The sequence below is a fragment of the Aquimarina sp. TRL1 genome, from assembly GCF_013365535.1.
Classification (GTDB): Bacteria; Bacteroidota; Bacteroidia; order Flavobacteriales; family Flavobacteriaceae; genus Aquimarina; species Aquimarina hainanensis.
The window spans coordinates 5331566-5351143 of sequence record NZ_CP053590.1 but is presented as its reverse complement, the minus strand read 5'-3'; the positions used below and the strand labels follow the sequence as shown (position 1 = coordinate 5351143).

20 protein-coding genes are annotated in these 19578 nt (G+C 36.0%); 15 read left to right on the top strand and 5 right to left on the bottom strand.

The window, feature by feature from the left end; genetic code table 11:
* Window positions 1-197: 197 nt before the first annotated feature.
* The gene (locus HN014_RS22095) at window positions 198-602 is read left to right on the top strand and encodes a thioesterase family protein (RefSeq protein WP_176030998.1); all 405 of its coding nucleotides are present in this window, start codon (window positions 198-200) and stop codon (window positions 600-602) included.
* Here HN014_RS22095 and HN014_RS22090 read toward each other — a convergent pair.
* The 5 genes from HN014_RS22090 to HN014_RS22070 are packed head-to-tail and all read right to left on the bottom strand — an operon-like array spanning window position 599 to window position 4196.
* Complete coding sequence (locus HN014_RS22090; protein ID WP_176030997.1) at window positions 599-1213, bottom strand: YigZ family protein; 615 nt, start codon at window positions 1211-1213, stop codon at window positions 599-601. The two genes, HN014_RS22095 and HN014_RS22090, sit on opposite strands and share 4 nt — an antisense overlap.
* Window positions 1214-1224: 11 nt before the next feature.
* Window positions 1225-2094 (bottom strand): DMT family transporter, encoded by an 870-nt coding sequence (locus HN014_RS22085; RefSeq protein ID WP_176030996.1) that lies wholly within the window; start codon window positions 2092-2094, stop codon window positions 1225-1227.
* The gene (locus tag HN014_RS22080; RefSeq protein WP_176030995.1) at window positions 2091-2699 is read right to left on the bottom strand and encodes an HAD family phosphatase; all 609 of its coding nucleotides are present in this window, start codon (window positions 2697-2699) and stop codon (window positions 2091-2093) included. Before HN014_RS22080 ends, HN014_RS22085 begins: the two co-directional genes overlap by 4 nt.
* A complete protein-coding gene (gene ribD / locus HN014_RS22075) occupies window positions 2692-3735 on the bottom strand; it encodes a bifunctional diaminohydroxyphosphoribosylaminopyrimidine deaminase/5-amino-6-(5-phosphoribosylamino)uracil reductase RibD (RefSeq protein WP_254884063.1) in 1044 nt (347 codons plus the stop codon). The genes HN014_RS22080 and ribD overlap by 8 nt, the downstream gene beginning before the upstream one ends.
* Window positions 3735-4196 carry a hypothetical protein gene (locus HN014_RS22070; protein WP_176030994.1) on the bottom strand — a complete coding sequence of 154 codons (462 nt, stop codon included), beginning with the start codon at window positions 4194-4196 and terminating at the stop codon, window positions 3735-3737. The genes ribD and HN014_RS22070 overlap by 1 nt, the downstream gene beginning before the upstream one ends.
* Before the next feature lie 138 nt (window positions 4197-4334).
* Between HN014_RS22070 and HN014_RS22065 the strand changes: the two genes are divergently transcribed.
* The 14 genes from HN014_RS22065 (at window position 4335) to HN014_RS22000 (ending at window position 19477) form a co-directional block, all read left to right on the top strand.
* Window positions 4335-4820 (top strand): GNAT family N-acetyltransferase, encoded by a 486-nt coding sequence (locus HN014_RS22065; protein ID WP_176030993.1) that lies wholly within the window; start codon window positions 4335-4337, stop codon window positions 4818-4820.
* 34 nt (window positions 4821-4854) lie between these two features.
* Complete coding sequence (gene prmC / locus HN014_RS22060; protein ID WP_176030992.1) at window positions 4855-5712, top strand: peptide chain release factor N(5)-glutamine methyltransferase; 858 nt, start codon at window positions 4855-4857, stop codon at window positions 5710-5712.
* A 10-nt stretch (window positions 5713-5722) separates the two neighbouring features.
* The gene (locus HN014_RS22055) at window positions 5723-6283 is read left to right on the top strand and encodes a TIGR00730 family Rossman fold protein (protein ID WP_176030991.1); all 561 of its coding nucleotides are present in this window, start codon (window positions 5723-5725) and stop codon (window positions 6281-6283) included.
* A gap of 45 nt (window positions 6284-6328) precedes the next feature.
* Window positions 6329-8317: an NAD-dependent DNA ligase LigA gene (gene ligA / locus HN014_RS22050; protein ID WP_176030990.1), complete on the top strand. Its 1989-nt coding sequence runs from the start codon at window positions 6329-6331 to the stop codon at window positions 8315-8317.
* A gap of 31 nt (window positions 8318-8348) precedes the next feature.
* Window positions 8349-11075, top strand: coding sequence for an ATP-binding protein (locus tag HN014_RS22045; RefSeq protein ID WP_176030989.1), 2727 nt, complete (start codon window positions 8349-8351; stop codon window positions 11073-11075).
* 85 nt (window positions 11076-11160) lie between these two features.
* Window positions 11161-11685, top strand: a complete 525-nt coding sequence (locus HN014_RS22040; protein WP_254884062.1) for a hypothetical protein — start codon at window positions 11161-11163, stop codon at window positions 11683-11685.
* A 2-nt stretch (window positions 11686-11687) separates the two neighbouring features.
* The gene (dapA, locus tag HN014_RS22035; RefSeq protein WP_176030988.1) at window positions 11688-12560 is read left to right on the top strand and encodes a 4-hydroxy-tetrahydrodipicolinate synthase; all 873 of its coding nucleotides are present in this window, start codon (window positions 11688-11690) and stop codon (window positions 12558-12560) included.
* Between the two features lie 9 nt (window positions 12561-12569).
* On the top strand, window positions 12570-13496 hold the full coding sequence (locus HN014_RS22030) for an ion channel (RefSeq protein WP_176030987.1): 927 nt from the start codon (window positions 12570-12572) through the stop codon (window positions 13494-13496).
* 109 nt (window positions 13497-13605) lie between these two features.
* Window positions 13606-14403, top strand: coding sequence for an outer membrane protein assembly factor BamD (locus HN014_RS22025; protein ID WP_176030986.1), 798 nt, complete (start codon window positions 13606-13608; stop codon window positions 14401-14403).
* An 11-nt stretch (window positions 14404-14414) separates the two neighbouring features.
* Window positions 14415-14747, top strand: a complete 333-nt coding sequence (locus HN014_RS22020) for a DNA-directed RNA polymerase subunit omega (protein WP_176030985.1) — start codon at window positions 14415-14417, stop codon at window positions 14745-14747.
* An 8-nt stretch (window positions 14748-14755) separates the two neighbouring features.
* On the top strand, window positions 14756-15967 hold the full coding sequence (coaBC, locus tag HN014_RS22015) for a bifunctional phosphopantothenoylcysteine decarboxylase/phosphopantothenate--cysteine ligase CoaBC (protein WP_176030984.1): 1212 nt from the start codon (window positions 14756-14758) through the stop codon (window positions 15965-15967).
* Entirely contained in the window at window positions 15960-16847 is an 888-nt protein-coding gene (locus HN014_RS22010; protein ID WP_176030983.1) for a DUF4835 family protein, read from the top strand. Before coaBC ends, HN014_RS22010 begins: the two co-directional genes overlap by 8 nt.
* 76 nt (window positions 16848-16923) lie before the next feature.
* On the top strand, window positions 16924-18579 hold the full coding sequence (gene recN, locus HN014_RS22005; RefSeq protein ID WP_176030982.1) for a DNA repair protein RecN: 1656 nt from the start codon (window positions 16924-16926) through the stop codon (window positions 18577-18579).
* Between the two features lie 79 nt (window positions 18580-18658).
* A complete protein-coding gene (locus HN014_RS22000; RefSeq protein ID WP_176030981.1) occupies window positions 18659-19477 on the top strand; it encodes an enoyl-ACP reductase in 819 nt (272 codons plus the stop codon).
* Window positions 19478-19578 lie beyond the last annotated feature (101 nt).

Here is a 19578-nt window from a genome sequence, read left to right as displayed (position 1 = left end):
TCTAAAGGTCTGGTTTTCTGTTTTTTTACTAGGTCGTTAAATGAGAAAATATTTAATAAACCCCTTCTTCTTTTGTTTGACAAATATGTGAACAAAAAATGTAAAAAAAAAACGAATCGAGTGTTGAATTTTAAATATTTTTTTCGCATAATTCGCAAATTTCAACATTATCGTTGTTTACATTTTAACTATTTTTTATGTCACTTATCACAGAAACTTTACTAAAGGTACGATACGCAGAAACAGATCAAATGGGTGTTGTTCACCATTCTAATTATATTAAATATATTGAAGTAGCCAGAGTTGATTGGTTATCAGCTACAGGAACTTCATATAGGGCTATGGAAGAAAGTGGCATCATGATGCCAGTTATTTCCTTAGATATTAAATATAAGAAATCTGCATACTTTGACGATCAGTTAGTTATCAAAACAAAGTTAAGGAAAATTCCTACGGTTAAAATTATTTTTGATTATGAAATCTATAATGAAAATCAAGAATTGTTAACAATTGCATCAACAACATTGGCTTTTATGGATAGTGAAACACGAAAACCCATCGCCTGTCCCCCTTACTTATTAGAGAAGATGAAATGTTCTTAATCGTCTAATAGTTTAATTTCTATACCGTATAACGAGGAGAATAGCTCATTTATTTTATGAGCTATTTTTTTTCTTACACTAATAAAAACCCGGCAATTGAGTTCTAGTTTTTGGGATGTGATAGTTAATTGATGCTCTTTAATGATGCGCATGACTTTATTCATGTCTTTGTATTCGAATATAATCTCAAAAGCGATATTAATTGTCTTTTCTTCAATCACAGCATTTTCGAGAGCGAGTTGAGCAGCAGTTCTATAAGCATTGATCAATCCACCGACTCCCAGTTTAACACCTCCAAAATATCGAACGACTACAATAAGTACATTCGTGAGATCAAAAGATTGTATCTGACCATAAATAGGTTGCCCGGCAGAGTTGGATGGTTCGCCATCATCATTAGCGCGATAGCGTTTGTTTTCTGTACCTAATTGCCATGCATAACACCAGTGTCTGGCAGCGTGATGTTGTTTTTTTAGTTTTTCGAGCAGGAGTTTTATGTCATTTTCATTTGAAAGAGGAAACGCATATCCATAAAATTTACTGTTTTTGTCTTTGAAAAGAACCTCTTCAGTAGGAGAGCAAATTGTTTTGTATGTATCGTTGTTTTCCAAAATAAGTAAGATTAAAAAGAAAAGCTAACTAAAAATATACTGAGTATGGCTAGTAAAATGCCAATCCAGTTTTTTAGAAGTAGTTGTTCTCTAAATATAAGGATGCCAGCAAGTGTTGAAGTTATTAATATAGAAACATTGTTAATCGTAAATACGGTAGAGCTGTCCATAAGCTCATGCCTAAGTGCCAAAATTAGAAAATAAACAGAAAAATAATTAGGAATGCCTAAAGAAATTCCTGCGATAATATTTTTGAATGAAATGCTTTCTTTTTTGATAATGCTATTGTATAATAAAAGGAAGATTCCAAGAATTCCTGCGGCAGCAAAAATAGTAGCAGGAAAGATGGAGGCATCTTCAGGTTTTACAAAATGAAAATCGATAAACTTAATAGAGGTATCAATAAGTCCACTACCAATAAAAACTAATAATGGATAGATAAAGCTGCTTGTATTTGTTGTGGTTTGCGATGTCTTTTTGGAAGAAGCGAGGAAAACAGCAATCAGGGCAATGAGTATTCCGGTTATTTTTAAGGTGTTTGTATGTTCTTTGTAGTAGAGAATACCAAATAAGATCGGAATAATCATACTCATTTTGCTGGCGACAGCAACAACTGAAATTCCATTTCGCTGTGCAGTAATGGCTATCAGGCTAAAGATGCTGATGAAAACTGCCCCTAGGATAAGGGACCATATAAACCAGGGTTGAGAAATGAGTGTTGGGATACTGATGTTACCGGTATGAAAAAAAAATCCGAATAAAGCAGCTACAATATAGTTAGTGACAATAGCCTGAGATGTATTGACTTTATACAAAGAAAAAGTTTTGAAAAGTATAAAGATAATTGTAGTGGCTAAAATGCTGAGTAATAAATAGGTCAAAACAAATCAGATTTTGTAGCAAATAAAGTAGTGATATCTTCTTTTTTGGGGTCTATATTCCAGGTGTGGATTCCCAGGGAAGCAGCAGTGTCAATATGCTCCTTAGTGTCATCAATAAAAATAGTTTCGTCAGGGAGTATCTGATTTTTGCTGAGAACAAAATTAAAGATATCAGCTGTTGGTTTTCTCAGATTGATTTCATGTGATAGGTAAAATTGATCAAAACAAGACTTGAATGCTTGATAGTGTGAAATGTTCTTTTTTATCCAGTCAATGTGTAATTCATTTGTGTTGCTCAGGAGGATGAGCTTGTATTGTTTGGAAATGGCAAGTTGCTGGAGGAAATTGAGCCTGTGGGTAGGGAAATCAAGTAAGATAGCATTCCATGCGTCTTTAATTAGAAATGAGGTAAGTTCAGGGTATATAGTAGAATAATGAGTAAAGAATTCCTCTGTGGTGATCATTCCGGTTTCATAAAGCTCGTTGATCTGTGTAATAAATGCCTGAGAAGAGGAAGTTTTTAGTTTAGAAAAAGCATCTGCTGTAGCAGTTTTATCCAGGTTGATGAATACGTCACCAAAATCAAATATAATTGTTTTAATCATTTTTGTGAATGTGTAAAAAGTCGTTTTTAATATTGGTTATCGTTACAGGGGAAGTCGAAAGCTTAGGGGCTTTGACTCCTTCTCTGAAAAAAGTATTGCCTTTAAAAACCCGGGCTTCATCCCATATATCAGTGTCGATAAATTGTTGTAGCGTATAACTACCTCCTTCTATAATTAGTGATTGAATGTCTTTTTCGTATAGGAAATCACAGATACCTTGTATTAATTGATCTGTTTGGGTAGTACAATAAATGAGATTGGCTTGGTTTTTTTTCTGGAATTTTTTGTTTGATATAATAATTGTTTCGGTGGTTTGATCCAGTACAGCAGAATTACTGAGTTCTTTATCAGTAGAAGCAATAATGATGCGTAATGGGTTTGTTCCGTACCAGTCTCTGGCGGTAAGTTTAGGATTGTCTTTTATGACGGTTTTACTGCCAATAAGAATAGCCTGTTCTTCAGTTCGCCATTTATGAACAAGTTGACGAGAATTTTTATCGGTAATCCACACAGGTTTTCTTTCAGAAGAATTCATGGGGGCAATATATCCATCCTGGGTTTCTGCCCATTTTAATATAATATATGGGCGCTTTTTTGTGTGAAAAGTAAAAAAGCGTTTGTTGAGTTCATGACAAGCCTCTTCTAATACGCCAACAGTTACGTGGCAACCGGCATTTTTGAGCTTTTTAATCCCTCTTCCGGCAACTTTAGAAAAAGGGTCTATAGTGCCGATAACAACATTCTTGATTCCTTTTTCGATGATAAGGTCACTGCATGGAGGTGTTTTTCCATGATGGCTGCAGGGCTCTAAGCTTACATATATAGTAGCTTCAGGAAGTATGGAATGATCCTTTACTGAACGAATAGCGTTTACTTCTGCATGGGGTTGTCCGGCTTTGTGATGCCAGCCTTCGCCAATAATTTTTTGGTTGTGAACAATAACAGCACCAACCATAGGATTGGGATAAGTGGTTCCTAGTCCGTTTTTAGCTAATTGGATGCAGCGGCGAATATAGAGTTGGTGTATAGGGTTCACTATTTTATTTTTATTTTTTGAGAAGTGTTGATGTGATATGGGTATGAAAAATCATGCAAATGATATCTGATTTTACCATCGTATTCTATCGTTAGGGAGTCCGTTGTGGCAATTGATAAAATACTGTTTAGGATTCCTTTTTTGTTGTTTTTGTAGATTTTTGAGAGTGGAAATGTTCCGGTTAATGGAATAGTGAAAGACTCTTTTTTAGGAACGTTAAACTCTTTAGAAGAAATAATACCTATATCCACGTTGTCTACTAAGATATGAAGGTCTTCAATTGATAGCTTTCCAGATAGGTTATTAGGGTTATCAAAAATAGCATCAGCATGAATGGTTACTTCGGTTAGGCTTGCTTTTTTTATGTCGATGTTATTCAGGCTTTTGAAGATTGGTTTCTCCGGGGAGGAACATCTGATGGAAATGAAAAATATTGTTAATAATAATAGTATCTTGTTCATTGGTTTCTGGATGGAATTACTGTATATTTCGTTGATTATTTTATGATATAATGCTACTGTTTCTTTTTAGTTTGCTAAAAAGAGGTTAAGGAGTTTTGTCGATTAAGAAGGTTAACGCAAAAGTAATTAATATTAGCAATGAGTACAATTAAAATTCGCCCTATAGAGTTAAATGACAATAAAGCATTGGCAGCTATAATACGAGAGGTGCTTGTAGAGATGGGAGTGCCTAAGGTGGGGACGGCTTATGAAGATAAAGCATTGGATATGATGTATGAAACATATAATGAAAGCCGGGGAGCGTATTTTGTAGTAGAATGTGATGGCAGTGTATTAGGTGGAGCAGGAATCGCTCCATTAGAAAATGGAGAAGAGGACGTTTGTGAACTTCAGAAAATGTATGTTTCTTCAAAAATGAGAGGGAAAGGAGTTGGAAGACAATTAATGGAGATATGCCTGTCCAAAGCAAAAGAAGAGGGATTTGAATCTTGTTATTTAGAAACAATGCCTTATATGGAATCTGCTAAAAAATTATATGGAAAAGTTGGTTTTGAACCCTTGGAAAAACCAATGGGAGACACCGGACATTATAATTGCCAGGAGTGGATGATTAAAAAGTTATAGAAAATAAGAGTTGTACACATTAAAAAGGAAACGGTTGATTTTAAAAGAAGCTAAAGCGTATTTTTTAACAAGCTTATCAGAGCAATATGGAAGGGAAGAAACCTTGTCTTTTTTTTATTTGATAACAGATCATCTCCTTGGGATGAGTAGGGTTCAAGTGGCATTGGAATTACAAAAAAAGCTTACAATTCCTCAAAAGACAATGTTTACAGCAGCGGTATCACAGTTAGAAAAAGAAGTTCCAGTACAATATATTATTGGGAGTACTAATTTTTATGGATTGGATTTTCAGGTGAGTGAACAAGTGTTAATTCCGAGACCTGAAACGGAAGAGTTAGTGTATTGGATTATAGAAGATTGCAAGAATAGGAAAGAAGAAAAGAAAATACGAATTCTCGATGTAGGAACTGGTAGTGGGTGTATTGCAATAACATTAGCTAAACATATTCCTAATGCTACAGTAGAAGCAATAGATGTGTCAGAAGGAGCGATTGAAGTAGCGCAAAAAAATGCGAAGCAGCATGGAGTAGCGATACGGTTTATTAATCAGGATATATTGACGGTAGCATCTTTAGATCAACGATATGATATTATTGTATCAAACCCTCCTTATGTACGAGAAATGGAAAAAAAAGAAATGAAGGGGAATGTGTTGAAGTATGAGCCTCATACGGCGCTATTTGTTTCGGATAATCGAGCATTGGTTTTTTATGAAAAAATAGCAGCATTGGCAACTCAGAGTTTAGAAGAAAGTGGTAATTTATATTTTGAGATTAATCAATATTTAGGGCAGGAGATGAAAGATATGATTTTGGGTAAAGGGTTTGATGTGGTGGAGTTAAGAAAAGATTTTTTTGGAAACGAACGAATGATTAAGGCATTTAGAAAGTAAAATTAATTTGATGAAAAAAATAGAAGCAGTAGCGGTTTTTTGTGGAAGTAGTACAGGGAAAGAAGAACAGTATGTTACCACAGCAAAACAATTAGGAGAACGCATTGCAAAAGAAGGGATAACCTTGGTGTATGGAGGAGCAGAAATAGGAGTTATGGGGGCTGTAGCAAATGGCGTATTATCGCTTGATGGAGAAGTAGTGGGGGTTATTCCTCAATTTCTGAAATCCAAAGAAATTGTGCATCCGGAGTTGACCAGATTGTATACCACAGAAAATATGCACCAAAGAAAAGAAAAACTGCAGGAGTTGAGTGATGGGTTTATCGTCTTGCCGGGAGGTTTTGGGACACTGGAAGAGCTATTCGAGGTAATTAGCTGGGCACAGTTAAAATTGCATAGCAAACCAATAGGTTTACTGAATATAGATGGCTTTTATAATCATTTGTTGAAACTGATGGAAGATATGATGGCAAAAGGTTTCTTACGAAAAGAAGGCTATGATTTATTGTTGGTTGATGATACCGTGGAGGGACTTCTGAGAAAAATGCAGGATTTTAATAGTGTAAAATAATTAAAGGTAAGAGAAAAGTTAGAGAAAATACCATATGTATTGGATATGAATATAGAAGATAAAATAATCCAACTGAGAGAAGAATTGAGACAGCACAATTATAATTATTATGTGTTGGATAAGCCAACCATAAGTGATTATGATTTTGACCATTTGCTGAAGGAGTTGCAAAAACTGGAAGAAAAACATCCGGAGTATTACGATGCGAATTCGCCGACCTTGAGGGTGGGAGGAGAAGTGACAAAAAATTTTGCAACCATAGTTCATGAACAGCGAATGTATTCATTGGATAATTCATATTCCAAGGAAGATTTACTGGATTGGGAAACAAGAATTAAAAAGTTGGTAGATGGAGAGGTGCAATACACATGTGAGTTGAAATATGATGGAGCTTCTATTAATCTTACATATGAAGAAGGTGCTTTGGTAAGAGCTGTTACCAGAGGTGATGGGATTCAGGGAGATGATGTGACAACCAATGTCAAGACAATAAAGTCTGTTCCTTTAAAATTGAAAGGAGATTATCCTTCTAAATTTGATATAAGAGGAGAAATTGTACTTCCATATGAAGGATTTCGTAAAATGAATGAAGAACGGTTGGCTGCGGGAGAAGAGCCTTATGCGAACCCTAGGAATACTGCTTCAGGGAGTTTAAAGCTTCAGGATAGTAGTGAAGTAGCAAAACGTCCTTTGGATTGTTTGTTGTATAATCTGGTGGGAGATAGAATTCAGATTGTGTCACAATATGAATCTCTGGAGAAAGCCAGGGCATGGGGTTTTAAGGTGCCGGGAGAATCACGTCTGGCAAAATCAATAGATGAAGTCTTGGAGTTTGTTAACTATTGGGATGAACATAGAAAGGACTTGCCGTATGAAACCGATGGGGTGGTAGTGAAGGTAAATAATTTGCAACAGCAAGAAGAATTAGGATTTACTTCAAAAGCCCCTAGATGGGCAATGGCTTATAAATTCAAGGCAGAGCAAGTGGCTACTGTACTGAAAGAGATAACATATCAGGTGGGAAGAACTGGAGCAATTACTCCTGTTGCTAATTTGGAACCGGTACAATTAGCCGGAACTGTTGTAAAAAGAGCCTCTCTCCATAATGCAGATCAAATTGCAAAATTAGATGTTAGGGAAGGAGATACTGTATTTGTAGAAAAAGGAGGAGAGATCATTCCAAAAATAGTAGGGGTAGATATAACTAAAAGAGAAAATACCTCCCCAACAGTATATATATCAGTTTGTCCGGAATGTCAGACAGCATTGATACGGAAAGAAGGAGAAGCACAACACTACTGTCCAAATGACTTAGGGTGTTTTCCTCAGGTGGTAGGAAGAATACAGCATTTTATTGCTAGAAAGGCAATGGATATAGAGGGACTCGGAGGGGAAACGGTTGCTTTATTAGTCAAAGAGAACTTGATTACAAATTATGCAGATTTATATGATCTGAAAAAAGAACAAGTGATTCCGTTGGAGCGTATGGCAGAAAAGAGTGCAGATAACCTTATTAATGGAATTTTGAAATCAAAAGAAATACCTTTCGAGCGGGTGTTATTTGCATTAGGCATTCGTTATGTGGGAGAAACGGTAGCTAAAAAACTGGCAAAACATTATAAAAATATAGATGCAATTATAGCGGCTACAGAAGAAGAGCTGGTTAATGTAGAGGAAATAGGAATAAAAATAGCACAAAGTGTTCAGGAGTTTTTTAGTGTCGAGGCACATAAGGAACTAATACAACGATTAAAAAATGCCGGAGTACAGTTAGAAATTTCTGCGGAGAAACTTGCCGGGCAGACAGAGGTGTTAAGTGGGAAAGTTTTTGTGGTATCAGGAGTGTTCGAAAAAGTATCGAGAAATGAACTAAAAAAACTGATAGAAGACAACGGAGGAAAAGTATCCAGTTCAATTTCTTCTAAGACGTCTTATGTGGTGGCAGGAGCTAATATGGGACCTAGTAAGTTAGAAAAAGCAACCAAGTTGGGAGTTGCTATTATAAGTGAAGATGATTTCTTGGCAATGGTGTAGGGAGAAGAAGAAGGATAAAAGCATGTAATAATTGGATATACAGAAGTTAATTAAGTACTTTTCGGATTGTTATAAAGCCGATAATAGAGAGTTTAGTATTGTTAATTTCTTTTCGGCTAAATATGAAAATCACTGGATACAGGAAGCAGAAGAGGAATTGATTAATGGGAAGTATCCGCGACAATATATTCCTGAAGAACAAGGGGAAGAGATTTCCAAAAACCTGCAATTGTATAAGCGAGATAAGCAATTGTATTATTGTACAATGTTTATTGTGGGAAGGAAAAAACTGTTTAATAAAAAAACAGTTCGCGTGTGTGCGCCCTTGTTTTATTATCCTGCCACAATAATTCGGGAAGGAGAAACGTATTATGTTTCGTTGGAGATAGCAGAAAGAGAAGTGAACTACGGTTTTTTGAAAACACTGGAAATGTCATTGCCTTTTGAGGATTTTCGGGCTCATTTTACGCAGTTGTTGGAAGAAAATCTTGTAGAGTATTCTTTCTTGATGAAGGTAAAACGACTTTTTGAACGATATGTAGAGGGGCTTCATTTTTCAGACGATATTACACTGTTTCCTAAGCTGAGAAAAGGGAAAGAGCTTCGGAAAGTTTATAATGATAAGGAGGTGGAATTCGGGGTGTTTAGATTGGTTTCTGCTTCTGGATTGATGGTGTCTAGCAAAGCAAATAATATGCAAGGGGTGGTTAATGAATTAGAACGGTTATGTGAAGAGGTGTCATATTCTACTGCTGTTGAAGCGTATTTTGGGCAAGAAAAATACCTGGGAGATGCGATTTATAAACCAGGTGTTCAGCCTTTTATTTTAAACCATGCACAGCAGCAGATAGTTAAATCCGCGTATGAATTAAAAAAATCAGTTTTTATAGGTCCTCCGGGAACTGGAAAAAGTTATACAGTAGCAGCTATAGCAATAGATTACCTCAGTAAAGGGAAAAGCGTATTGGTTGCAGCAAGAACTGAAGAAGCTTTGCAGGTAGTATCAGATAAATTAGCCTCTTTTTCTGTAGGGAGATTCCGAATGAAAGTTGGGGGTAGCCGATATAAAATTTCATTAATAGCAAGTTTAGAACGCTATTTGTATAAGTTTAATACATTGCCTTATATACGAGAAATTGATAAAGATCATACGGGCTTGGAGTTTGTATATGAGGAATTGAAAAGAATAGAGAAAGCGTTTGAAACTGTAGAGGAAAAAAGCAGGAAATTAACCCAGACTATTCTGAGGAAACCGGGAGTGGTGAGAACAGTAAAGATGAAATGGGTGACGCTTTTTAAAACCTGGCAACAAGAAGAGTGGAGGTTGTTGGATTTGTATGTGAAATATCTCAATAAAGGAATTCAAGATACCAATAAAAAAATGATGGGACAGGTTTTGGGTAAGATCAGAGCCAGTGTCAGAGAAAATAGAAAAGAACTTCAGCGTTTGGTGAGTATGTTGAGGAATACAGATAAGTCGACAAAGTTATCAGAGTTAGAACTTTTTGATTTTAAGGTCGTTCTGGATGCATTGCCTGTTTGGTTGGTGAAAATAGATGAAGTGTCAGAGGTTTTCCCTTTGCAAAAAGAGCTTTTTGATGTGTTGGTGATAGATGAAGCAACCCAATGTGATATTGCCGGAGTTCTGCCATTGTTGCAGCGGGCAAAAAAAGTAGTTGTTACAGGGGATCCTAAGCAGTTGCGACATATGTGTTTTTTGTCTAAGCAACAGATGAAGTTGTTGAGTGTAAAGAATGAGTTACCATGGGAAGAGAAATATAACTACCGGGAACGAAGTTTGCTTGATTTTGTGTTAGAAGGAACTAGTAAGGTGGAGCAGGTAAATCTATTGGATGAGCATTATAGGTCATTACCGGATATCATTGGATTTAGCAATCAAAAATTTTATGATGATGCCTTGACAATTATGCATGATTTGCCTAAGAATAAAGGCAGGCAATCCGTGTTTATGCATCGCGTTCAGGGAAAAAGAAATACTAAAGGAGTTAATGAGAAAGAAGCAGAAGAAATAGTATTGTATATTCAGGAGGTGATCAGAAAAGAAGAAAAGTTGTCCAAAACTGCTGCGACTTCTATCGGTGTGATTACGCCGTTTAAAGATCAGATAACCTATATTGGTAAACTGGTAAAAAAAGAAATTTCTTTACAGGCGATGAATAAACATGCTATTCGGTTAGGGACTCCGTATTCTTTTCAGGGGGACGAAAGAGATATCATGTTGATTTCTATGACGGTTGATAATGATAGTCATCATAGCTCGTATAGTTATTTGAATAAAGAAGATATGTTTAATGTTATGGTTACTAGAGCCAGGAATAAACAAAAGATATATCTTTCGGTAGATGAAAATAGTTTATCAGAACATTCTTTGTTGAGGACCTATTTGGATTGGTTTGTAGGAGTGGAGAAATTAGGAGAAGAAGAAACAGGGAATAAATATTTTGATGATTTTGCAACACAGGTACAGGCATTTGTTATGCAGGAAAATCCGGATTCGCAATGTTTTATTGGGTATGAATTGTCCGGGCTGGTTATTGATGTGTTGATAGAGAAAAATAACAAATACTTAGGAATTGACTTAATAGGTTTTCCGGGAGATTTTGAGAAAACATTCTCTATGGAACGTTGCAGAGTACTACATCGGGTTGGTATAGAGGTGGTTCCGTTAAGTTATGTAACCTGGTATTTTGATGAACAGATAAAAAATGAATTGAGTATAAAGATAGAAAATCTGTAAACCTAAAATATCATTATTTCTTTATTGATAAGGGGATGTTTTTAAAATGTAAAATAGCTACATTTGTGAACTAATTTTTTTGTGAATGATTTTAAAAGGTCTTAAACGCAAAGCACTTAAAAAGGGCATTGAAACCAGTCTTAGTAAACGGGGAACTACTACTATGAATGTTTCTCATCTCAAAACACTGGCAGTACTTATAGATGCTTCTCAATCTGTAAATGTATTGTCATTGCTGAAGTTGGCTAATGAGCTGGGGGTAAAATCAGAACGACTCAAGGTGATGGGGTTCAAGGAAGATCAGAAAGAGATCAGTGATGATAAAGATGCTGCTTATTATAACGAACGTTGTTTTGCGGCTAATGGCAGTGTTAAAAGTACTTCACTCAAAGAATTTATACATACAGATTACGACGTTCTGATCAATTTTTATGCAGAGGATAAGTTAGAGCTCAATTACGTAGCTTCAGCTTCTCAGGCAAAATTTAAAGTTGGTTTTGCAGAAGTCGATAATCGAATTAATGATTTAGTGATCGGTTCGGCAATGGATGATACCAATCTTTTTATCGCCGAATTAAAAAAATATTTAAAAGTTTTAGACATAATTTAGCTATGAATGAGTTTTTAAGAGGGACAGGAGTTGCCTTGGTTACCCCGTTTAAAAATGATGGTACAATAGACTATGATGGAGTAACATCATTAGTGGAGTTTTGTATCAAAGGAAAAATAGAATACCTGGTAGTTCTGGGGACTACTGCAGAATCAGCTACATTGACGAAATCGGAAAAGAAAGCGTTAGTAGCTCATATCGTACAGGTGAATAAGAAACGATTGCCATTGGTTATAGGTATAGGAGGAAATAATACACAAGCAGTTATTGATGAAATAGATAGTACAGATCTCAGCGATTTTGCTGCCGTATTATCTGTTGTGCCTATGTATAATAAACCAAGTCAGGAAGGTATTTATCAGCATTATAAGAAAATTCAGGACCATGCTCCGATTCCTGTGTTATTGTACAATGTGCCATCGCGAACAGCGATTAATATGACAGCAGAAACTACCTTGAGATTGGCACAGTTGGATAATGTTATAGGGGTAAAAGAAGCTGTTGGCGATTTTACACAGGTATTGCAGATTATTAAAGAGAGACCAGAAGGGTTTTTGGTACTGTCAGGGGATGATGCTTTAGCATTACCAGCTGTTGCAGCAGGAGGAGATGGAGTAATTAGTGTAATAGGGCAGGGGTTTCCGGATGAATTCTCAGAGATGATTCGATTAGGATTAGCAGGAGAAACACAGAAAGCCTTCTCAGAGTTGTATAAGCTCTTACCAGCGGTTGATCATGCATTTGCAGAAGGGAATCCGGCGGGAATAAAACATATGCTTAAAACAAAAGGAGTTTGTGGAGATGCAGTAAGATTGCCTTTGATTAATGTATCTGATGAGCTGGCAGAAAAGATAGAAAACTTTATAGCTAATTAATGTATAAAAATGGCTAAAAGAATAAAAGATCCCGGTGTTGGAACTTCTTCCGATAAAAAAGCCAAACGGTTTATTAGTTTGGATGGGTCTTTTAATATAAAACATATAAACAAACCAAAATCACTATCCGCTAGCTATTCTTATCTGATAGAAGTTAGTTGGGTAGTGTTTTTTTTATGGGTGTTATTAGGGTATATTTTAGTCAATACTTTTTTTGCAGGGATATACCTTATGATTGGGATGTCCCATATTACAGCACCTACAGGAAGTATTTTCTATGATTTTCTGAATGCGTTCTTTTTCTCTGCTCAAACTATTACTACGGTAGGATATGGAGGAATGTCTCCTCAGGGCGTTCTCTTTGGGGTGGTGTCTTCTCTGGAAGCACTTGTGGGATTGTTGAGCTTTTCCTTTGTTACGGGATTGCTATATGGAAGGTTTTCAAAACCAAGAGCTAATATTCGATTTAGTGATGTGCTCGTGCTTCGGAAACATAAAGGAATCGACAGCCTGATGTTTAGACTGATGAGTAGAAATACCAATGTGATGATTCGTCCTCATATAGAGGTAACGCTGACATTGTCTACAGAAAATGAAGAAAACAAGTATGTGAATAATTTCTATCAACTAAAACTGGAAAGAAGTGCAATAACATACTTGCCGACCACCTGGACTGTGGTACATCCGATAAATGATAAAAGTCCATTGATAGATTATAGAAGAGAAGAGCTGTCCAAACTGCATGGAGAAATTCTCATTTTGGTAAGTTATTACGATGAGTCTTTTGCACAAGAAGTACATCAGGTACACTCATATATGCTGGAAGATATGAGGATGGATCATATATTTGAAAAAGCATTTTATCACGAAGAAGAAGGGTATACGGTTTTAGATCACAATAAGTTGAATAGAACATACCCGGATACAAGAAAGTGAAAATAAAAAGAAGTGCAACACTGTTATTATTTTATAGTTATTGAATAGGTAAATTAAAGTTTTTGTAATACCGCAGAAATAGCTATTTTTGCAAGATGTTTTTTAACTTATGAAGAGATTATTCTATTTACTGATATGCGTATTGCCTTTTGGGGCATGTAGTGAATATCAGAAAGTTCTCAAAAGTGAGGATGTATCCCTTAAATATAATATGGCAGAAGAGCTGTATAAAGAAGGTAAATATCAGAAAGCTTTGCGTCTTTTTGAACAGGTAGTGCCGAAATACAGAGGAAAACCACAGGCAGAGAGAATAATGTATCACTATGCTAATACCTATTATCAGTTAAAGGATTATTATGTAGCGAGTTATCAGTTTGATCGTTTTGTTACGTCATATCCTAAAAGCGAAAAGAAAGAAGAAGCACAGTTTAAAGCAGCAGAAAGTTATTATCATTTATCTCCCAGATACTCATTGGACCAGGAAGATACAGATAAAGCCGTAGAGAAGCTGCAAGGGTATATTAATACATATGCAGAAGAAGGAAAGCATTTAGAATCTGCGAATAAAATGGTGATTGATCTCAGAACGAAGAAAGAGCGCAAAGCATATGAGATCGCCAAGCAATTTCATCATAGAGAAGATTATAAAGTAGCAATTAATGCGTTTGATATGTACCTGGTGGATTACCCGGGGTCAGCATTTAGAGAAAAAGCATTATATTACAAGCTTGAGTCGCAATATTTACTGGCGATCGGAAGTTATGACTTCCTTGTTAAGGATCGATTAGAACAAGCCGAAGAGTATTACCGACTTTATAAAAAATACTATAAGACAGAAGGAGAGCATCTGGAAGATGCGAATGAAATAGCAGAAGATATAAAACTAAGACTAGAAAAAAGAAACTAAAATAGGCGAAGATGGATTTGAAAAAAAGCAATGCACCTGTTAATACAACAACAATAGACAAAAACTTGTTAGATCAGGAAACAGGGAATATATACGAAGCAATATCTATCATTTCTAAAAGAGCAAACCAAATCAATGTTGGGATAAAGAAAGAGCTTTTAGAAAAATTAGACGAGTTTGCTACGTATAATGACAGCTTGGAAGAAGTATTCGAAAACAAAGAACAAATAGAAGTTTCTAAATTTTACGAAAGATTACCAAAACCACATGCACTTGCAGCACAAGAGTGGTTAGAAGGTAAAATTTACTACAGAAACACAAAAGAAGATTCAGAATCTTTATAATCTAAACAATGTCTGTACTCAGCGGTAAAAGAATAGTATTAGGTGTTACCGCAGGCATTGCCGCATATAAAACTGCTACCTTAGTTCGGTTATGTATTAAAGCCGGTGCTGAGGTAAAGGTGGTTATGACCCCGGGTGCCAAAGATTTTGTAACACCCCTGACACTCTCTACATTATCTAAAAATCCGGTACAATCTACTTTTTATGATAAGGATAACGAAAATGAACTCTGGAATAATCATGTAGAGCTAGGATTATGGGCAGATTTGATGGTGATTGCTCCGGCAACAGCAAATACCTTGTCTAAAATGGCGTCGGGAACCTGTGATAATTTATTGCTGGCAACCTACCTTTCTGCAAAATGTCCGGTTTATTTCGCTCCAGCAATGGATCTGGACATGTATAAGCATCCCAGTACAGAACAAACACTGGATACCTTGCAGTCATATGGTAATATCATGATTCCGGCAGAATCAGGAGAATTAGCTAGCGGATTAGTAGGTAAGGGAAGAATGGCAGAGCCCGAACATATTGTTGCTTTTATAGAAGCAGATATAGAAGGAAAACTTCCCATGCGGGGAGTAAAGGTATTAATTACCGGAGGTCCCACTTATGAAGCAATAGATCCGGTGCGATTTATAGGGAATCATTCCAGCGGAAGAATGGGAATTGAGTTGGCTACATATGCCGCAAGCAAGGGAGCAGAAGTAACATTGGTATTAGGGCCCTCTTCGATTCCAGTCAGTCAGTCAGGAATTACTGTAGTTCCGGTTATGAGTGCTCAGCAAATGTATGAACAGGTAGAAAGCCGATTTCATCAAGTAGATATAGCAATTGCATCTGCTGCGGTAGCTGATTACAGACCTAAAACAGTATCTGCTCAAAAAATTAAAAAAACAGCAGGTGATTTTGTGATTGAGTTGGAACGAACAACTGATATTCTCAAATGGATGGGAAGTGTGAAAACACATCAGTTTTTAGTAGGTTTTGCATTAGAAACGAATAATGAAGAAGAAAATGCCAAACGAAAGCTGCAAACAAAGAACCTGGACCTGATTGTTCTGAATTCTATGAATGATAAAGGGGCAGGTTTTAAAGGGAAAACGAATAAAGTAAGTCTTATTAATCATAAATTAGAGATTAAAGCGTTTGAACTTAAAACCAAGGCAGCAGTTGCTGAGGATATATTTAATGAAATTAATCAGCTTAGAGATGTATAAAAGAATTCTATTCGTTGTTTTTTTGTTTAATATGGCTGTTCAGGCTCAGGAATTTAATGCCCGAGTCGTTGTTAATGCAGAGCAAACAGGGCAACCGAATCTACAGGTGTTTAAAACCTTGGAGCGTTCGATGACTGAGTTTGTAAATAATAATAAATGGACAGATAAAGAATTTAGAACAGAAGAACGAATCGAATGTACTTTTTTTATCAATATCAGTAGCTACGATAATGATAATTTTTCGGCAACCTTACAAGTACAGGCATCCAGACCTGTATTTGGTTCTGGTTATGCTACAACTATTTTTAATGTCAATGATAAACAATTTAATTTTAATTATCTGGAATTTCAGCCGCTGAACTTTAACCCTAATGGTTTTGAATCAAACCTGATTTCCGTAGTTTCTTTTTATTTATATACGATTTTAGGAGTAGATGCAGATACATTCGAATTAAATGGAGGAACTCCTTATTATCAGCAAGCCAAAACGATTGTAGGAAATGCACAGGGGAGTAATACGCTGGGATGGAATCTTCAGGATGGAGATAGAACACGATTTAAATTAAATGACGACTTGCTTTCAGGAACCTATGACGGATACAGGAAAGCAATGTATAGCTATCATAGAGAAGGCTTGGATGTGATGAATACCAATGTAAAAGAAGGAAAAAAAGTTATAGTAGAATCGATGAAGTCTATAGAAGAGATGCATAATGTAAGACCTAATTCTTATATGATGAGAGTCTTTTTTGATGCCAAAGCAGATGAGATATCGAGTATTTTTTCAGGCGGTCCTTCTATTGATATTGCCTCAACGATCACTTTGCTAAACAGGGTGGCTCCTACCTATTCAGACAATTGGAAAAAGATTAAATTTTAGCCATTTCTTTTTTTTGAAAGTTTTTTAAAACAATGGTATCTTTGGATTCTTGTAAACCCATTTAATATTCTATCCTTTGTTAAAAGGTCTTTCAATAAATAACTTCGCATTAATAGAACAATTACAGGTATCGTTTGATTCTGGATTGACTAATATTACAGGAGAAACTGGTGCCGGTAAATCATTGTTATTGGGAGCGCTAGGGCTTTTGTTGGGAAAAAGAGCAGATCTGTCCAGTAGTAAAGATAGCACTACTAAGTGTATTATAGAGGGGGTGTTTTCCCTGGGAAAATACAACTTAGTTACTTTTTTTGAAGAACAGGAACTGGATTATGAAGAAGAAACAATTATTCGTAGAGAGATTTTGCCTTCAGGTAAGTCCAGAGCTTTTATCAATGATACCCCCGTAACATTACAATCTCTGGCAGCTTTAGGAGGGAGGCTTATTGATATTCATAGTCAACATCAAACGCTGGACGTAACAACCAATGAATTTCAATTTCAGGTATTAGATGCGCTATCAGGAGCAGAAAGAGAAATAGAGTCCTATAAACGAGGATTGGTTCTTTTGAAACAAAAAGAAAAAGAAGTTGCTACACTTAGGCAAAATCAAGAAGAATTTACAAAGGAGTTTGAGTATAATTCATTTTTATATAAAGAACTGGAAGAAGCGAAGCTGAAAACAGAAGAACTTCAGGAGCTGGAAGAATTATATGAAACCCTAAATAATATAGAAGAAATACAGGAGCGATTGTCCGGAGCAGTCTCTTTACTTAATACAGAAGAAGTAGGGATATCGGATCAGTTGCATACGGTAAAATCTAATGTGTCACGAATAGCATCGTTTTCTAAAGCCTTAAAAGAGTTAGAAGCGAGAATTGAAAGTGTATATATAGAATTAGATGATATTGGAGGAACGCTGCATACAGAGCTCGAGAGTTTAGAGGCAGACCCGGGAAAATTACAGGAGGTTAGTCAGCGATTAGAATTGCTAAATACGCTTCAGGCTAAGCATGGGGTAAGTTCAATAGCAGCGTTGATTGCAATTCGAGATGAGCTGGAAGAAAAAGTACAAAAAACAGCTTCGTTAACAACGGACATTGAATCTCTGGATCAGGAAATTGAAAAAATTAAAACGAAGTTAGATAAAGTAGCGTTACTGATTCATGGTAAGAGGAAAAAAGCACTCCCTAAACTGGTTAAAGAATTAGAAACGATCCTCAGTGATCTGGGAATGGCAAATGCTACTTTTAAGGCAGCTGTAACCATGGAGGAAGCCTATCTGGCAAATGGGAAAGAAGTACTGGAGTTTTTGTTTTCTGCGAATAAAGGAGGAAACTACGGTTTGCTAAAAAAGGTAGCTTCCGGAGGAGAATTATCCAGAATCATGATAGCGATTAAAGCTATTTTATCCAGATATACACAATTACCTACCATTATTTTTGATGAAATTGATACAGGAGTATCAGGAGAAGTCGCTCATAAAATGGCAGATCTAATGAAAGCCATGAGTGAAAATCTGCAAGTTTTTAGCATTACACATTTACCGCAGATAGCAGCAAAAGGAGCCCATCATTATAAAGTATTCAAAGAAGATAGTAAGAATACGACCGTTACCCAGTTAAAGCTTTTAAGCAAAGAAGAGCGAGTAAAAGAAATAGCGGAGATGATCGGAGGAAAAGATATTTCAGAAGCCGCATTAAGCCATGCAGCTTCATTATTGGATCATTAAAATAAAAACAGAATACTAGGACATTTAGGTTGTTTTACTATCTTTACCGATCATATCATTTACTTTAAGTTATTACTAAATGTCACATAATTTATTAAAAGGAAAAAGAGGGATCATTTTTGGAGCATTAGATGAAAACTCAATCGCTTGGAAAACAGCAGAACGAGTTTTTGAAGAAGGTGGAACTTTTGTATTGACCAATGCTCCTGTAGCAATGCGAATGGGGGCAATCAATGAGCTGGCAGAAAAAACAAACTCCAAGATCATACCGGCAGATGCTACTTCATTAGAAGATTTACAGAATTTAGTGGAACAGTCTATGGAAATCCTGGGAGGAAAACTCGATTTTGTATTACACTCTATCGGAATGTCTGTCAATGTTCGAAAAGGACGTCATTATACAGATCTTAATTATGACTGGAGTGGAAAAGGATGGGATGTTTCGGCATTATCTTTTCACAAAACAATGCAGACATTGTATAAAAAAGATGCAATGAATGAATGGGGGAGTATTGTAGCATTGACCTATATGGCTGCACAACGCGTATTCCCTGATTATAATGATATGGCAGACAATAAAGCATATTTGGAATCTATAGCACGTAGTTTTGGATATTTCTTCGGAAAAGATAAAAAAGTTCGTGTAAACACCATATCACAATCTCCAACACCTACCACAGCAGGGAAAGGAGTAAAAGGGTTTGATGGATTTATCGATTATGCTGATAAAATGTCTCCTCTAGGAAATGCCACAGCAGATGAATGTGCTGACTATACAGTTACAATGTTTTCTGACTTTACTAAAAAAGTAACATTACAGAATTTATATCACGATGGAGGGTTCTCTAATGTAGGAGTAAGCCAGCACGTGATGGAGAAATTTATAGATTCAGAATAAGAAATACGGTTTTTTAATCCTATTGATACATAAGAGCTTACTCTATATCGGAGTAAGCTTTTTTAGTCTGGGAGGCCAGTGTTTTTTCTTGATGATTCAGG

Bases quoted from the DNA above. Each gene is read 5' to 3' on its own strand.
- HN014_RS22095 (WP_176030998.1), top strand. From the start codon at position 198: ATGTCACTTATCACAGAAACTTTACTAAAGGTACGATACGCAGAAACA.
- HN014_RS22080 (WP_176030995.1), bottom strand. From the start codon at position 2,699: ATGATTAAAACAATTATATTTGATTTTGGTGACGTATTCATCAACCTG.
- HN014_RS22070 (WP_176030994.1), bottom strand. From the start codon at position 4,196: ATGAACAAGATACTATTATTATTAACAATATTTTTCATTTCCATCAGA.
- HN014_RS22065 (WP_176030993.1), top strand. From the start codon at position 4,335: ATGAGTACAATTAAAATTCGCCCTATAGAGTTAAATGACAATAAAGCA.
- HN014_RS22055 (WP_176030991.1), top strand. From the start codon at position 5,723: ATGAAAAAAATAGAAGCAGTAGCGGTTTTTTGTGGAAGTAGTACAGGG.
- ligA (WP_176030990.1), top strand. From the start codon at position 6,329: ATGAATATAGAAGATAAAATAATCCAACTGAGAGAAGAATTGAGACAG.
- HN014_RS22040 (WP_254884062.1), top strand. From the start codon at position 11,161: ATGATTTTAAAAGGTCTTAAACGCAAAGCACTTAAAAAGGGCATTGAA.
- dapA (WP_176030988.1), top strand. From the start codon at position 11,688: ATGAATGAGTTTTTAAGAGGGACAGGAGTTGCCTTGGTTACCCCGTTT.
- HN014_RS22030 (WP_176030987.1), top strand. From the start codon at position 12,570: ATGGCTAAAAGAATAAAAGATCCCGGTGTTGGAACTTCTTCCGATAAA.
- HN014_RS22025 (WP_176030986.1), top strand. From the start codon at position 13,606: ATGAAGAGATTATTCTATTTACTGATATGCGTATTGCCTTTTGGGGCA.
- HN014_RS22020 (WP_176030985.1), top strand. From the start codon at position 14,415: ATGGATTTGAAAAAAAGCAATGCACCTGTTAATACAACAACAATAGAC.
- coaBC (WP_176030984.1), top strand. From the start codon at position 14,756: ATGTCTGTACTCAGCGGTAAAAGAATAGTATTAGGTGTTACCGCAGGC.
- HN014_RS22010 (WP_176030983.1), top strand. From the start codon at position 15,960: ATGTATAAAAGAATTCTATTCGTTGTTTTTTTGTTTAATATGGCTGTT.
- HN014_RS22000 (WP_176030981.1), top strand. From the start codon at position 18,659: ATGTCACATAATTTATTAAAAGGAAAAAGAGGGATCATTTTTGGAGCA.